At 51.7% G+C, this 14,847-nt stretch carries 10 protein-coding genes; 7 read left to right on the forward strand and 3 right to left on the reverse strand.

The genetic code is table 11. The features are described 5' to 3' along the window. The first annotated feature begins 136 nt into the window (after positions 1-136). The 4 genes from V3O24_RS10425 to V3O24_RS10440 all read left to right on the forward strand — a co-directional run bounded on the left by V3O24_RS10425 (position 137) and on the right by V3O24_RS10440 (position 3,298). Positions 137-448, forward strand: a complete 312-nt coding sequence (locus V3O24_RS10425; RefSeq protein ID WP_104423510.1) for a pyrimidine/purine nucleoside phosphorylase — start codon at positions 137-139, stop codon at positions 446-448. A 4-nt stretch (positions 449-452) separates the two neighbouring features. After that, entirely contained in the window at positions 453-926 is a 474-nt protein-coding gene (locus tag V3O24_RS10430) for an NYN domain-containing protein (protein WP_331307194.1), read from the forward strand. Between the two features lie 65 nt (positions 927-991). Further along, positions 992-1,528, forward strand: coding sequence for a YaeQ family protein (locus V3O24_RS10435; RefSeq protein ID WP_331307195.1), 537 nt, complete (start codon positions 992-994; stop codon positions 1,526-1,528). A gap of 180 nt (positions 1,529-1,708) precedes the next feature. Next, positions 1,709-3,298 (forward strand): ABC-F family ATPase, encoded by a 1,590-nt coding sequence (locus V3O24_RS10440; protein ID WP_331307196.1) that lies wholly within the window; start codon positions 1,709-1,711, stop codon positions 3,296-3,298. A gap of 277 nt (positions 3,299-3,575) precedes the next feature. Here the strand turns inward: V3O24_RS10440 and V3O24_RS10445 are convergent, their stop codons facing one another. From V3O24_RS10445 to hrpA, 3 genes are all read right to left on the reverse strand, one after another. Next, positions 3,576-3,887 (reverse strand): hypothetical protein, encoded by a 312-nt coding sequence (locus V3O24_RS10445; protein WP_331307197.1) that lies wholly within the window; start codon positions 3,885-3,887, stop codon positions 3,576-3,578. 489 nt (positions 3,888-4,376) lie between these two features. Next, positions 4,377-5,588: a hypothetical protein gene (locus V3O24_RS10450; RefSeq protein WP_331307198.1), complete on the reverse strand. Its 1,212-nt coding sequence runs from the start codon at positions 5,586-5,588 to the stop codon at positions 4,377-4,379. 199 nt (positions 5,589-5,787) lie between these two features. Further along, a complete protein-coding gene (gene hrpA / locus V3O24_RS10455; RefSeq protein WP_331307199.1) occupies positions 5,788-9,702 on the reverse strand; it encodes an ATP-dependent RNA helicase HrpA in 3,915 nt (1,304 codons plus the stop codon). 195 nt (positions 9,703-9,897) lie between these two features. On the opposite strand from hrpA, the gene V3O24_RS10460 reads away from it, so the two are divergent. The 3 genes from V3O24_RS10460 to cas3f all read left to right on the forward strand — a co-directional run bounded on the left by V3O24_RS10460 (position 9,898) and on the right by cas3f (position 14,834). Then, the gene (locus V3O24_RS10460; protein ID WP_331307200.1) at positions 9,898-10,461 is read left to right on the forward strand and encodes a putative metalloprotease CJM1_0395 family protein; all 564 of its coding nucleotides are present in this window, start codon (positions 9,898-9,900) and stop codon (positions 10,459-10,461) included. 141 nt (positions 10,462-10,602) lie between these two features. Next, positions 10,603-11,550: a type I-F CRISPR-associated endonuclease Cas1f gene (gene cas1f / locus V3O24_RS10465; protein ID WP_331307201.1), complete on the forward strand. Its 948-nt coding sequence runs from the start codon at positions 10,603-10,605 to the stop codon at positions 11,548-11,550. Further along, a complete protein-coding gene (gene cas3f / locus V3O24_RS10470; RefSeq protein WP_331307202.1) occupies positions 11,547-14,834 on the forward strand; it encodes a type I-F CRISPR-associated helicase Cas3f in 3,288 nt (1,095 codons plus the stop codon). The genes cas1f and cas3f overlap by 4 nt, the downstream gene beginning before the upstream one ends. Positions 14,835-14,847: the final 13 nt, after the last annotated feature.

The raw sequence follows: 14,847 nt of genomic DNA on the forward strand, positions 1-14,847 counted from the left end.
GATCAACATGAAATTTCACATCCATGCACCCCGGATTCGCTGCGCGCTCCATTCGTAACAGTCAGCATCTGACTAAAGCAAGACAATCTGGTATCATTGCGCCCCTTATTTATCCATTCCCCATAAAGGACAACCCATGTCAGAATTCAATAACGTAAGCGTCGTCAAAAAAGCCAATGTCTACTTCGGCGGCAATGTCAGTAGCCGGACTATCAAGTTTGCCGACGGCTCATCAAAAACCTTGGGCTTTATGCTGCCCGGCGAATACACCTTCAACACCGCCGACCCTGAACTGATGGAAATCATCGACGGCGACCTGGATGTGTTATTGCCCGGTGCGGAATGGCAAAGCGTTAAAGGCGGCGAATCTTTCAATGTGCCGGCCAATGCGGCGTTCACGATGAAAGTTAAAACTCCTAGCGATTACTGCTGTTCGTTCCTTAAATAAGGATATGGAAAAAGTCGCGATCTTTGCCGATGTACAGAATATCTATTACACCACCAAGCAAAGTTACCGGCGGCATTTCAATTACGCGGCATTCTGGATGCAGGCCACCGCCAATCGGGAAGTGGTCGCGGCGTTTGCTTATGCAATCGACAAGGGCGACAGCAAGCAGCAGGGATTCCAGCAGATCCTCAGAAACATCGGCTTTGAAATCAAACTGAAGCCTTACATCCAGCGTAGCGACGGTTCCGCGAAAGGCGATTGGGATGTCGGCATTACGCTGGATGTAATCGAGTATGCCGCCAAGGTCGATGTGATCGTTTTATTATCCGGCGACGGCGATTTCGATCTGTTATTAAACAAGGCCCGAAGCGTTTACGGCGTAACGACGGAAGTCTACGGCGTCCCGGCGCTGACCGCACCCTCGCTGATTAATTCGGCCGGCCGTTTTATAGCCATAGACGATAAGCTGCTACTGTAAAACACCCGAGGGCTAAAACCTGTTAGAATAGAGCTTTATTTTTCAAAGCCGTAAAAAACCGTTCAATGGCGCTTAAGTCAACCATCTATAAAGCCGACTGCCAGATTTCAGACATGGACAGGGGCTATTATCAAACACATAACCTGACCATTGCCCTGCATCCTTCGGAAACCGAGGAGCGGATGATGGCGCGCCTGCTCGCTTTTGTGGTCAACGCCGAGGAAAGGCTGCAATTCACTAAGGGCCTGAGCACCGATGATGAACCTGAGCTCTGGCAAAAAAGCCTGACCGACGACATCGAGTTGTGGATCGATATGGGCATGCCCGATGAAAAACGCATCCGCAAGGCCTCCAGTCGCGCCGACAAAGTCATCATTTACACTTACGGCGGACGCAATACGGTCTGGTGGAATCAGATTAAACCCAAGCTGGAACGCTTTAAAAACCTGACGGTCGTTAACCTGCCTAAGGAAGCCACCGATCAACTCGCACCGATGGTAAAGCGCACCATGCAACTGCAAATCAGCATCCAGGACGGGCAGATTTGGGTCAGCGATGATCAAAATACGGCCACTATAGTGTCTGAAACATGGCTTAATTAATTTAAAAACTTTTCACCACGAACGACTGCATGGATGCAGGAGGTAGAGCAGGAGCAATTGCCGAGACACGAAGGACACGAAGTTTCCTCTATTATTTTCTTCGTGCTCTTCGTGCCTTCGTGGTGAATTAATCCTTTTGCAATCCAACAATCTTTTACCCTTAATCTTCGGAACAAAAACTTGATTTCTACAGCTAACATCACCATGCAGTTCGGGGCTAAACCCCTGTTTGAAAACGTCTCGGTTAAATTCGGCGACGGCAACCGTTACGGCCTGATCGGCGCAAACGGCTGCGGCAAATCGACCTTCATGAAAATATTGAGCGGCGATTTGGAGCCGTCGGCGGGCAACGTCAGCATCAGTCCCAACGAGCGCCTAGGTAACCTGCGCCAGGATCAATTCGCCTATGAAAACCAACGCGTGCTGGACGTGGTGCTGATGGGACACGCCGAGATGTGGGCGGCCATGTCCGAGCGTGATGCGATTTACGCCAATATGGAAGCGACCGAAGACGACTACATGCGCGCCGCCGAGCTTGAATCGGTGTTCGCCGAATACAACGGCTATACCGCCGAAGCCAGGGCCGGAGAATTGTTGCTGGGCTTGGACATTCCCTTGGAACAGCATAACGGCCCGATGAGCGCCGTGGCGCCGGGCTGGAAACTACGGGTTTTGCTCGCGCAGGCCTTGTTTTCCAATCCCGACATCATGCTGCTCGATGAGCCGACCAACAACCTGGACATCAACACCATCCGCTGGCTTGAAGACATCCTGAACCAGCGCAATTGCACGATGATCATCATCTCGCATGACCGCCACTTCTTGAACAGTGTCTGCACCCACATGGCCGACATGGATTACGGCGAGCTGCGCGTTTATCCGGGCAACTATGACGACTACATGATCGCGGTAACCGAAGTTCGCGAACGGCTGCTGGCCGGAAACGCGAAGAAAAAAGCCCAGATTGCCGAACTGCAAACCTTCGTCAGCCGCTTCTCGGCGAATGCATCGAAGGCCAAGCAAGCCACCTCGCGCGCCAAACAGCTGGATAAAATCAAGCTGGATGAAGTCAAACCTTCCAGCCGGGTTAATCCGTTTATCCGCTTCGATCAGACCAAGAAACTGCACCGCTTGGCGTTGGAAGTCGAAGGATTGAGCAAAGGTTACGGCGAACAGCCTTTATTCAAGGACCTGAACCTGATGGTAGCCGTCGGCGAGCGCGTTGCGGTCATCGGCCCCAACGGCATCGGTAAATCAACCCTGCTGCGCACGCTGGTCGGCGATTTAACGCCGGATACCGGCATCGTTAAATGGTCTGAAAACTCGGAAGTAGGTTACTTCGCCCAGGACCATGCCGAAGACTTTGCCGAAGACATGACTCTGATCGAATGGATGGGGCAATGGCGCAAGGAATCGGACGATGACCAAGCCATACGCGGCACCTTGGGGCGTTTATTGTTCAGCGCGGACGACATCAACAAATCCGTTAAAGTCATCTCCGGTGGAGAGCAAGGCCGGATGCTGTTCGGCAAGCTGATCCTGCAAAAAAACAACATCATGGTGCTGGATGAGCCAACCAACCATTTGGATATGGAATCGATTGAATCGCTGAACACCGCATTGGAAAATTATCCCGGCACCTTGATATTCGTCAGTCACGACCGGGAATTCGTGTCGTCGCTGGCGACGCGGATTATCGAGTTAACGCCAACCGGCATCGTCGACTTCAACGGCAATTATGAGGATTACTTGAGCAGTCAGGCTTCGTAACTCTTCAGAAAGATTAATAGAACACGGATGACACTGAGCTGGACCGGTTTGAACGGATATTTTTACACCCAGGAATTGCCCCGCTAAAGACGCTCCAGCGTCCCGGAGGAACCTGTGCGGCTTCCGAGGTGTTTTGTTTCGCAACGCTGGAGCGTTACGGACCGAATTCCCACTCGGAGCGTGGGAACTATATAAAGTGCGGTATTTCAATTTTTTAGCTGGTTCCCAAGCTCCAGCTTGGGAACCCAGTCGTGGAAGCTCCGGCTTCCCGAGTAGCTCACCACGCCCTTATCGCCTCAATCAACCCCGCCTGTCCGGCATAATTACGTGCGCTGGAATAGCGCCAATGCTCAGGTTGATCGACATAGCCGCGTTTCACGGGATTTTGATGAATGTAATCCAACTTCTGATGCATAACCGCCTCGGATTCGATGATTTGCGGATGATTGCCTTCTTCCCATACCTGATGCGTAGTTTCTTGTTTATGAGCACGCTTGAAGAACGCCGGCAATTCCAACAACTTAACCGAGCGGTATTGTTCCAGATGCGCGGTGATTTGCTTCGCCGTATAAGATTTAAATCGTTGCATATCATGGCTTAAATCTTCCAAAGCGGCGATAAGGCGATAAGATGCAGGTGGTAAGCAAGGATGACATAACCGTATAGCTGGAAGCCCGAGTCCTGCTGTAAAAAAACGCCAAGAGTCCAGCACAATATTTACGGTTTCCGGGCGGGTAAGCAACGGCAGCCAGGATTTACCGTCGCGGTTAGGAAGTGAGGACAAGGGTTGCATTGGACGCGATAGCGGCTTCTAGGCATGGCTGCCCCTTTGTGTGGTGATGGTGGACGGGAAGCTAGAGCTTCCACGACTGGGTTCCCAAGCTGGAGCTTGGGAACCAGCGAAAACCAGCGAAAAATTTGTTCCTAAAGCCGGACGGGGCATGTTGCCCCGTTCGAAACGTTTTGCGGCAATTAAATGTGATCGCTTAACGCAGCCATTGCAGAAACGTTAGGGACGGGGTTGCAAACCCCGTCCCGCTTGGGGGAGGAACCAGCAAAAACCCCGTCCGACTTGGAATTATGCTTTTTTTGATTCCTTGACGGCATCAATAACCTTCTCCAATATCGCTAACTCGTCCTTTTCAAGCTTCTTCGACTCAATAATTTCGGTGGTTTCATCTTTTGATAGCTTTCCTGCGCTTGAAAAAAACTGTCCAATTTTTATCAGCTCCATAGGATCAATCTTAGTCGGTGAGTTTTCCATTGTTTTAAATAAAAACAACATCTCTTCTCGCCTCCGTTTAACTGCCTCGTAGTAGCGGAACTCTTCCATTGCAGTTCGATATTGGCGCAGAAAAAAGAAGGCTATGGTCTCAATAAATAGAAGTACGCCAATTCTTGATGCAAGCGACAAATACATATCAGTATGATCCAACGATGTGTTTTTTTGCTTGTTTGTTGATTCATTGTCTACTGGATTTGTTTGAGGTTCTTTGTTCGGCAAATCAACAGCCCTACCTGATAAAGCAGTGTTTGTGTCTACCAAAGTAATACCATCTTTTTCAATATTTGAATGTACTGTTTTTATATCAGCAGTGACGCTATTAGAGCCAGAAAGATTTGATGTGGATATATAAAAGAAAATCAGCCCAGAAAATGCAACCATTACACCAACCAACAAATATACACCTGCTCGATTGTAAATCCCATCAGCAAGCTCCCTAGAGGTTGATGCAAATCTAGCTAGAAGATCATTTGAGGCTAAATCACTGTTAATAATGCTTTTCGTGTCAGAAATTAGAGGTGTTACAGCTGCTTGGGCTAAAGAAGGGAGGGCTATTTCTTTCTTCGGTTGTGGTGATTTAGATGTTTGTGACTGAGCTTGGTTAATCGTAGTTGTTTCTTGATTTGGTGCGCCATCCTTAATAGTGAACGGTTTTGATTCGGTTCTATGTAGCCGAGCATTCCGCATACTTTCTAATGGATATTTTCCAAATATAAGTGCGTATAACAATGGGAATATCGTTATTAACAATGCAATAAAAATGGATCCTGTTGCATCTGCAAAAAGCCATCTTATTGAATTATCTATAGCGTCCATAAATCCGAAGTTGTCGCTCCTCCAAGTTTCTTGTAATAACTGTTCTGCTTTTATTATTATGAAAAGAGAAAGGATCGCCGCTGGCCCGAGAAACCAAAACACACGTTCTATAAATAACAACCGTTTTTCTCGAACCGAGCTGGTTTCTTCTTTTGGATTCGAGGTATTACCCGTAACTATTATGGCCATGATATGTTATTCCTAATCATTTTAAGCCATCGCGTTTAGTGCATGGCTTGTATTTCAAAATTATGAGCTCGATAGGGGGTACGTTGCACATACCTTAAAGTCTAACGTATCATATCATGATCTCGAAAATCCGGTTTGCTGTGCCAAAATCAATCTCATCCGCTCTGAGGTACGCACAGCGTAGCCCACATTAGACAAATCACCCTCTCTCATCCCAAGCCTTATCCATCCGCTTTACAGAAACCGGATAGGCGGTTTTAAGCTGCTGTGCAAACAACGAAACCCTGAATTCCTCCAGCATCCAGCGAAACGGGTCTTGTTCCGGGATAACCTTGTCTTTTTTGGCTTTCTTCTCCAGGTCCTTCCAATACCTTGTCGTATAACGGTTGGCTTCCTGGACTTTTTGCAGATTATTATCGCGTTTATCCAGCCGGTATTGGATGGCTTTCAGATAACGAGGAATAGCTTTGAGTTGGTGATAAGGCGTATTGCGGATGAACCCGGCATAAATCATCAAGTCCAGCTGCTCGTTAATGTCCTTAGCAAGCGGGTCATTCGCATTGAAACGGTTCAGCTGAGTTTTGATAGCGCCGTAAAGCTCCATAATTTCCAGCGCGATTTTCCCGGCTTCATTGGCGGCGCTGATCAGTCCCGATTTATTGGCTTGCAGGCTTTGCTCGAATGCCTGCTGGGTGCGGATGGTCCGGCTTTCGACAAATACGCTGTGCAAAATCAAATACAGCATGTCGTCTTTAAACGATACCTCCTCGTCGTTGCCGATCAGCGGATGCTTCGGCAAGCGGTTATAGGCCAGTTCCGCAGCCGCCGACTTCGGCATATTTTTGGTTACATAAGTGCATTCCTTGCGCAGTTGCAGCTGAAACAGGCGCATTAACCCGGCCTGATGCTGAATTGCTGCTTTTTGCTCGGTATCGAAAATACGCACGCCGACCGCATCGCCTTCATCGATGATCGCGGGGAAGCCGACAAAGGCCTGTCCCTTCTGAATAAACTGGTAAGTCTCCGTCAGGTCGTCGAATGCCCAGCCGATGCATCCGGTGTAGTTCAGTTCGTCGGCGGCAATCTGGTCGAAGCTGTCTCCGGCTTTGGCGGTATGCTTGAGCTGCAATTTTTTCAGGTCGCGGCCGTAATCCAGCAATTGGCCCTGATCGTCCACAACCCGGAAATTCATTTTCAAGTGGTCGGTCAAGGTCTCGGTATTCCAGGCATTTAACGGAATCGCCTCGCCGGTCAGTTTTTTTAAACGGTTGCCCAGCCATTCCTGCAACGAACCTTTAAAGTCCGGTTCGATTTCAAGACATTGCTTGACGGTCTCGGGCACCGGCACAAAATGCTTCCTGATGTTCTTGGGCAAGGCTTTAATAAGCGCGATGCATTTTTCTTCCAGCAAGCCCGGCACCAGCCAATCGAAAGCCGTTTGCGAGACTTGGTTTAGTTGATGCACCGGGATAATCGCGGTCACGCCGTCTTCGTCATGCCCCGGCTCGAACCTGTATTGCAGCGGGATGGTCAGGTTGCCCCTCGTTCCCAAGCTCTGGCTTGGGAACGTGTTCGGGAAATCCCATTCGTTGACATAGTCTTCCTCGTGCTCACGCGTTAGATCCTCTCTGGTTAAAAATAGGATAAGGGGGTTGGCGCGTTCCGCTGTTTTGCGCCAGGTATCCAGCGTAACGCCGCTGACCACCTCGGGCGGCAGTTTGCTGTCGTAAAATTCATAAAGCCATTGCTCATCCTCGACCAGATCGACGCGGCGGCCCTTATGCTGGATCATGCCCACTTCTTCGAGCAGTTTCTGGTTGGCGACATAAAACGGCGCGTTACTGTAGTAATCGTGATCGACCAGCGCGGAGCGGATAAAAATCTCCCTCGCGGCTTTGGCATCGACATGGTCGTAAGGAATCTTGCGCCCGGCTTGCAGCGTCAGGCCGTACAACAAGGTGCGCGAGGACACCATGCAACGCGCACCTTTCTTCTCCCAATGCGGATCGTAATAGTTGTGTTTGACCAGATGCTCGGCGCATTGCTCTATCCACTCCGGCTCGATCCTGGCGACATTGCGCGCATACACCTTGCTGGTTTCGACCTGCTCGGCGGCCATGATCCATTTGGGTTTGAGCTTATGCAGGCCGGAGCCGGGGAAGATGAAGAACTTAAGTCCCCGTGCGCCGAGGTATTCGTATTGCTCATGGCGAAAACCGATATTGGACAGCAGGCCCGGTAACAGCGCGCGGTGAACCTTTTCATAGCTAGCCTCATCGGTGTTCGGCGTCATTTTCAAGTCGCCTTTGACGACCTGCATGATCTGCGCGTGAATGTCGAACCACTCGCGCATCCTCATGTAAGACAGGAAATTGTCGGTGCAATATTTGCGCAGCTTGCTGTTGGACAGGTGTTTTTTCTTGTCCTCGTAAGTATTCCAGATATTTAACAGCGTTAAAAAATCGGATTCGGGATGACGAAACGCCGCGTGTTTTTGGTCGGCCTGGGCCATCTTGTCGGCGGGTTTTTCGCGCGGGTCTTGCACGCTTAACGCGGAAACGATAATCGCGACCTCGGTCAGGCAATGCTCATGCGCGGCGGCGATCAGCATCCGGGCAAGCTTCGGGTCGGTCGGAAATTTGGCCAGCTGCTTGCCCACTTCGGTCAGCTTGCCCGATTTATCCAGCGCGTTGACTTCATGCAGCACGGTTTTTCCGTCCCGGATCATCTTGTCTTCGGGCGGCTCAATGAATGGGAAGTCTTCAATGTCGCCGAGCTTTAACGAAATCATCTGCAAAATAACCGCAGACAGATTGGTGCGCATGATTTCCGGTTCGGTAAACTCAGGCCTCGCCAAATAATCGTCGTGCGAATATAGCCGGATGCAGATGCCCTCGGCGACACGGCCGCAACGCCCTGCCCTTTGGTTGGCGGAAGATTGCGAGATGCGTTCGATCGGCAAGCGCTGGATTTTGCTGCGATGACTGTAGCGGCTGATCCGCGCGTGGCCGGTGTCGATCACGCAACGGATGCCCGGCACCGTCAACGAGGTTTCCGCAACGTTGGTCGCCAGCACGATGCGCAGCTTGCCGCCCTTGGGCTTGAACACACGCTCCTGCTCGCTGATGCTGAGTTTCGAATACAACGGCAGGATTTCATATTGGGTCGGGTGGTGTTTTTTTAGCGAATCGGCGGTCTCCCTGATTTCCCGCTCGCCGCTGAGAAAAATCAATATGTCGCCGCGCAAATCCCGGTACAGCTCGTCGACCGCATCGAGTATCGCGTTTTGCAATTCATCCCCCGTTTCATCCGTTGCTTTTTCGTCGTCCGCTTCCTCTTTCGGAACGATAGGCCGATAACGCACGTCCACCGGATAAGTGCGCCCTGAAACTTCGATAATCGGCGCCTTGTTGAAATGATCGGAAAAGCGCTGCGTATCGATCGTCGCCGAGGTGATGATCAGCTTTAAATCGGGCCGCTTAGGCAGCAGCCATTTCATGTAACCGATCAAAAAATCGATGTTCAAGCTGCGCTCATGCGCCTCATCGATGATGATGGTGTCGTACTGGTTTAGGTAAGGATCGTTTTGCGATTCGGCCAGCAAAATACCGTCGGTCATCAGCTTAACCAACGATTCGGCGTGGGTTTTATCGTTAAAGCGGATTTTGTAACCGACCGACTTGCCGATAGTTTCGCCGAGTTCTTCGGCGATACGGTCGGCAACCGTGCGCGCGGCAATCCGCCGGGGCTGGGTATGGCCGATAAATCCGGCCGCGCCCCGGCCTATCGACAGGCAAATCTTCGGCAATTGCGTGGTCTTGCCGGAGCCGGTTTCGCCGCAGACAATCACCACCTGGTTTTCCTGTATCAGTTTGGCGATGTCGTCTTTTTTGCCGGTGACCGGCAAATCGGGGAATGTCAGTACGGGAATGCCGGCAAGGCGCTTGTTCCTGGCCGCGACCGATCGTTCGATACGGCTCGCCAGCGCGGTTAATTCTTCCGGGGATTTTTTGCTGCGGCAGCGGTCTAACTGCCGCTTTAAACCATGCCTGTCCTGGTTTAGACAATGCGCTAACTGATGGGTGAGTTGCTTAAAAAGATCGGGGGTGGACATCTAAAACAGCCGGATAAATTAGCAATGCCGTTAAGTGAAGCCGCTCGTGGTTCGACAAGCTCACCGCGAACGGCTTAACCGCATTGGATAAAATGCGGCATTATACGTTAATTTATCTGTTTTTAATTTTATCCATAGACTGTTGAATGATTGTTTATTAGACTTAAAATTGTTTATCTGATGTGAAGGTGCATCATGATTTCTTCCGTATCCCATACCAAATTCGCCGCACAACCAACTGATTATTCTCAGCGGCAGCCGGTCGCCCCGACGAACAGCCAGGATCAGGACGCTCAAAAAGACCCCGCGTTAAAACCTGCCGATTCCCAAACAACGGACACAAAAAAAACCAGAGAGCTCTCCGAATCCGATATAAAAGTCGTTAACGAACTCAAACAAAGAGATGTCGAAGTCAGGGCGCATGAAGCCGCGCATCTGGCTGCGGCAGGCAGCATTGCGGTAAGCGGCGCCAGTTTTGAATTCCAGCAAGGCCCTGACGGCAGCCAGTATGCCATCGGCGGCGAGGTCAGCATAGACACCTCACCGGTTTCCGGCGACCCGGCCGCAACGCTACGAAAAGCAGACACCATCAGGAGAGCCGCGCTGGCTCCGGCCCAACCCTCCGGCGCGGATATGCAGGTTGCGGCGGCGGCAACGGCGATGGCCGCCCAGGCGCAAGTCGAATTGATGCAGAAAATACAGGCTACTCAGAACGGCGATAAAGACCGGCAGGGAAACCAAATAAATTTATCGGCATAAAGCATAAGAAAGTGCTAGCTTAATCATTCGTCACGTTCTGCACAAACGCTTTCAAAAAATCAAATCCGTTTAAATCCGCCTGATCAGTGTCCTCCGTGTTCTATAACGCCTGATTTGTGCAATACTCTCGCCCCAAGGATTATGGAACAATTAACCGATCTAAAAGCCATATTACACTCCAAGCGCGCCAATATTTATTACCTGGAAAAATGCCGGGTCATGCAAAAAGACGGCCGGGTGGTGTATCTCACCGAAGACAACGACCAAAAGCAATACTGGAACATTCCAATCGCCAACACCACGGTCATCTTGCTGGGCATGGGTACATCGATCACCCAGTCCGCCGTCAGGATGCTGGCTTCCGCCGGAGTATTGATCGGATTCAGCGGCAGCGGCGGCACACCGCTGATTGCCGCAGGCGAAGTGGAATGGCTTTCGCCGCAGAGCGAATACCGGCCGACCGAATACATCCAAAACTGGCTGGCGTTCTGGTTCGACGAAAACAAACGCCTGACCATCGCCAAACGCTTCCAACAGTTGCGCATTGACTATTTGCAGCAGGTCTGGCGCAAAGACAAAGACCTGCAATCTTACGGCTTTTATATCGATGATGCCGACGTGGAAAAGGCCCTGAGCAACTGCAACGATAAAATAAGCCACAGCCCCAGCGTTACCGACCTGCTGACCGTAGAAGCGCAACTGACCAAAAGCCTTTACAAAATAGCCGCCGCCCGTACCCAACACGGCGGATTTGCCCGCGACCATGCAGGCGAAGACGACGCCAACGCCTTTTTGAATCACGGCAATTACCTGGCCTATGGCTTGGCCGCAACCACGCTATGGGTACTGGGCATACCCCACGGCTTTGCGGTGATGCACGGCAAAACCCGGCGCGGCGCGTTAGTGTTCGATGTCGCCGATCTAGTAAAAGATGCGCTGATCCTGCCTTGGGCGTTTATCTGCGCCAAGGAACAAATGAGCGAACAGGAATTTCGCCAGCAATGCCTGCAAAACTTTACCCAACACAAAGCGCTGGATTTCATGTTCGAAGCCGTCAAAACCCTCAGTTTAGAAGGCAGCCAACTATGATGGTGACCTTCGTCTCGCAATGCGAGAAAAACGCCTTAGCCAAAACCCGCCGCGTATTGGATGCGTTTGCCAACCGGATCGGCGATTGCACTTGGCAAACGGTCATCACCAACGAAGGGTTAAACGCCGTCAAAAAACTGCTGCGCAAAACCGCTTCCAAAAACACCGCCGTTTCCTGCCATTGGCACCGCAGCCGCAGCCATAGCGAACTGGTCTGGATAGTCGGCAATCGCCGTAAATTCAACGCGCTCGGCATCGTGCCGGTCAACACCACGAAAAAAACCGTTATCAACACCCAGTGGGAAAACGATTGGCATTACCTGCCGCTGATTAAAGCCTTGACCGCATTGGCGGCGCTGTTTCACGACTGGGGCAAAGCGTCCGCCTGTTTTCAGCAGAAATTGACATCCAAGAAACCGCAGTCCGACCCGTTGCGCCATGAATGGGTATCGCTAATGCTGCTGACCGCGCTGATCAACGGCGAACAGGAAGACGCCGGATGGCTTAAACGCTTGGCTGACGGCGATATAGACGAGTCGGCATTAAAATCGTTAAGCCCAAGTAAAAATCCCATGACGGACTTGCCCAACGCAGCCGGTTTAGTCGCCTGGCTGGTCGTAACCCACCATAAACTGCCGATCAATTGGGATGACTCAGACGACTGGCGGGGCGAACCGGCTAAAGACTTGCAAAAGACGCTTAAGCGGATTACCGCCAAGTGGAGCTACCAAAACGATATAAATACCGACGCCTGTTTCCATTTCCCCAACGGCCTGCCCAGCCAATCGAAACCCTGGCTTAAGCAACTGCAAAAATGGTCGGCCAAACTGATCGCCTGCCTGCCGCGCCTTGAGCAAGCGATGGCCGACGGCAGCTGGCGCGTAGTCTTGCATCATGCCCGGCTCTCGCTGATGCTGGGCGATCATCATTATTCCTCGCAGCCGGCCGACACGGCCTGGAACGGCACTCTGGCGCTGTATGCCAACACCGACAGTAAAACCAAACAGCTCAAGCAAAAACTGGACGAGCATTTGCTCGGCGTTGCCAAAAACGCGCTGACCGCAACCCATCTGCTGCCCAAGTTTGAAGACGAGCCGCCCGCCGTTTACGACGTGAAAAACTTAAAGCAAAAAAGCGCCGATAAACGCTTCCAATGGCAAGACGACGCGGTAGCCAAAATCAAAGCCTGGAAAACCGAGCAAGGTTTAAGCGGGCAGCGTTACGGTTTCTTCACCGTCAACATGGCCGGTACCGGCTGCGGCAAAACCCTGGCTAACGCCAAAATCATGCAGGCGCTGTCCAAGGATGGCGCTAGCCTGCGTTACGCGCTGGCGCTGGGCCTGCGCACCCTGACCTTGCAAACCGGAGACGAATACCGCGACCGTATCGGCCTGGACGATTCCGAGCTGGCGGTGCTGATCGGCTCGCGGGCAATCCTGGAATTGCACACGCAAAACCATAAACCGCAAGATACGCAAGCAGACCCACCCGGCGGCTCGGAATCGGCGGAAGAGTTATGGGAAGACAACGAAATCGATTTCGATATACCCGATGATACCTTAAGCGCGTTAAGCACCGTGTGGACGGATCGAAGCGGCAACATCGACCCGCGCAAGCAGAAATTCCTCTACGCGCCGGTGCTGGCTTGCACCATCGACCACCTGATGCCCGCGACCGAAACCACGCGCGGCGGGCGCTATATATTGCCCTGCTTGCGGCTGATGTCTTCCGATTTGGTCATTGATGAAATCGACGATTTCGACGGAACCGACCTGATTGCAATAGGCCGCCTGATTCATCTGGCCGGTATGTTGGGGCGTAAAGTGATGATTTCCTCAGCAACCATTCCGCCCGATTTGGCCGAAGGCTATTTCAACGCCTACCGGGAAGGCTGGCAGCTGTTTGCCAAGACCCGCGACGTCGCCGGCCGTATCGGTTGCGCCTGGATTGACGAGTTTGCAACCTGCATCGAGCCACTATCCCACAGCGACATAGAAGCCTACCGCTCGGTTCACCAGGCCTATACCGGCAAAAAGCGGCTTAAGATAAACAAATTAGCCGTTCGCCGGAAAGCCGAGATTATCGCGCTGGATAAAACCGAACCTTGCATCGGCGATGATCAAATCCTCGAACAGCTATTTTTTACCGTCATACAACAAACCGCCGCCACGCTTCACCACCGCCATGCCAGACCCGACCCGCACAGCAACAAGCGGGTTTCATTCGGCGTAGTGCGCGTCGCGAACATTCCGCCGTGCATCAAGCTGGCTCAATATTTAGCTGAGGCGCAATGGCCCGACGATATGGATATACGGGTGATGGCTTACCACAGCCAACAACTGCTGTTGCTGCGCCATCATCAGGAACAGCATCTGGACGCCGTGTTAAAACGCCACGACCCAGAGCAAGTTTTCGAGCATCCGCTGATCCGGCAACATCTCGATAACAGCCACGCCGCCAACATGCTGTTCATCCTGGTGGCGACGCCGGTTGAAGAAGTCGGGCGCGATCACGATTTCGATTGGGCGGTGGTCGAACCCTCGTCGTACCGCTCGATCATCCAACTGGCAGGCCGGGTGCTCAGGCACCGGGACGAAACGCCCGATACCGCCAACATCGCCTTGCTGCAATACAACCTGAAAGCGTTAATCCAAGCCGATGACAGCCCTGCCTATTGCCGCCCCGGTTATGAAAGCAAAGACCATCTGCTGGACAGCCACGACTTAAGCACGCTGATTCCCGCCGATCAGTTGACCTCACTCAACGCCTTGCCGCGCATCCAGCGCAACACCCAACTGCAAGAGACCGAACGCCTGGCGGATTTGGAGCATTACTGCATACAACAGTTGCTTACCGCTTATCACAAACAAGGCCCGGAGCAACTGCAAGGCTGGCTAAGCGGGTATTGGTGGCTGACGGCGCTGCCGCAACAGCTCAGCCCGTTTAGAAAACAGCAGCCGCAACAGACCTTATACCGGATACCGGATGCAAAAGACGATTGGGTATTTGTCGAGAAATCGCTTCAAGGCCAGTACAACCCGGTTGAAGACCGATACAAAATAGATCCCTCGATCAAATTGAGCGAACAAGCACAAGCCAGATGGTGGCTTTATCGCGATTATCAGTCTTTGCTTGAAGACGTGGCCGAACGAAATAACTGGTCGTTGCGTAATACCGCATTGCGTTATGGCGAAATCAACGTGCAAATTGATGAGAATGATATTTTGAAAGGTCGGCGCTTTGCCTATTGCGATCAATTGGGGTTTTGGAAAAAACCGCGATAGGGCCAATGGAGCA

This window comes from Methylobacter sp. Wu8 (assembly GCF_036440755.1).
GTDB classification, from domain to species: domain Bacteria; phylum Pseudomonadota; class Gammaproteobacteria; order Methylococcales; family Methylomonadaceae; genus Methylobacter_A; species Methylobacter_A tundripaludum_A.

Coding starts and splice junctions, on each gene's coding strand:
- V3O24_RS10450 (WP_331307198.1), bottom strand. CDS start 5,588: ATGGCCATAATAGTTACGGGTAATACCTCGAATCCAAAAGAAGAAACC.
- V3O24_RS10425 (WP_104423510.1), top strand. CDS start 137: ATGTCAGAATTCAATAACGTAAGCGTCGTCAAAAAAGCCAATGTCTAC.
- cas3f (WP_331307202.1), top strand. CDS start 11,547: ATGATGGTGACCTTCGTCTCGCAATGCGAGAAAAACGCCTTAGCCAAA.
- V3O24_RS10460 (WP_331307200.1), top strand. CDS start 9,898: ATGATTTCTTCCGTATCCCATACCAAATTCGCCGCACAACCAACTGAT.
- V3O24_RS10430 (WP_331307194.1), top strand. CDS start 453: ATGGAAAAAGTCGCGATCTTTGCCGATGTACAGAATATCTATTACACC.
- V3O24_RS10435 (WP_331307195.1), top strand. CDS start 992: ATGGCGCTTAAGTCAACCATCTATAAAGCCGACTGCCAGATTTCAGAC.
- hrpA (WP_331307199.1), bottom strand. CDS start 9,702: ATGTCCACCCCCGATCTTTTTAAGCAACTCACCCATCAGTTAGCGCAT.
- V3O24_RS10445 (WP_331307197.1), bottom strand. CDS start 3,887: ATGCAACGATTTAAATCTTATACGGCGAAGCAAATCACCGCGCATCTG.
- cas1f (WP_331307201.1), top strand. CDS start 10,603: ATGGAACAATTAACCGATCTAAAAGCCATATTACACTCCAAGCGCGCC.